This window comes from Bradyrhizobium sp. NAS96.2, assembly GCF_001908235.1.
Classification (GTDB): domain Bacteria; phylum Pseudomonadota; class Alphaproteobacteria; order Rhizobiales; family Xanthobacteraceae; genus Bradyrhizobium.
Window position 1 is genome coordinate 1 of record NZ_LGHK01000377.1, and the last position, 797, is coordinate 797.

1 protein-coding gene is annotated in these 797 nt (G+C 64.2%); it reads right to left on the reverse strand.

Going from position 1 to position 797, the window contains the following annotated elements:
• Nucleotides 1-608: phage portal protein (locus AC628_RS41415; protein WP_245321606.1), on the reverse strand; the 608-nt coding region annotated here is incomplete at its 3' end.
• Nucleotides 609-797 lie beyond the last annotated feature (189 nt).

Here is a 797-nt window from a genome sequence, read left to right on the forward strand (position 1 = left end):
CAGATGTCGCCATACTCATGGACGGCGATCGCGCGCGCAAAAACATGCTTGGCGCTATGGAAAATCGGCTCGCCGAGCAGCCCATCCTCGCGCAGCGGATTCGAGCGGATATGCCAGAGCTCGTCGTCACGATAGGTCGTCTGTTTGAGCTGCGCGCCCTGGACGATCGTCGTCGGCGGATTAAACGTGTAGTACAGGCGACCGTCGATCCCGCGCTCGACCATCGCCAGCCGCCGCGGATGCAGCCATTCGAGGCCGCCGACGGCGTAATATTCCGATGCCCGCGGATCGCCAGGCGGCAAGATCGCGCAATATGAATTCCGATAGTAAGAAACGTTCCAGGCGAGCTCGCCGACGAGCTCGGCCGGCGTCTGGCGCGCGTTCGGGTTGGCCGCAAACAGCCTGGTGACCGGATGATCCGGCAACGCCTCGCGTGCGCCGTTCGCCCCGCGCCGATAGACCGACGCCGGCAGCGATTTCATGGCCGACGAAAGGCCGTGCCGGACGGCCTGGACGGCGCCGAGTTGGCTGACGTTGCTGTCAGTGACCTCGACGCCGGCGAGCGACATGCGACCGCCGAAATCCGCCCAATATTGCGGGTCGCTCATGTCGCGCGGCTTGCCAGGATCAAACGCATCCGCAACCGCACGAAACGCCGAGCCCAACCCGCTCCGAAAAATTCCCATCAGACCACCGTCAGGATATCAGCGCCGGTCACGAGCCTGCCGGCCGAGGGATTCCAGCTCATGAGGATCGCGGCCTGAAACAGCGCGACCAGCGGATCGATTTTGGCTCGG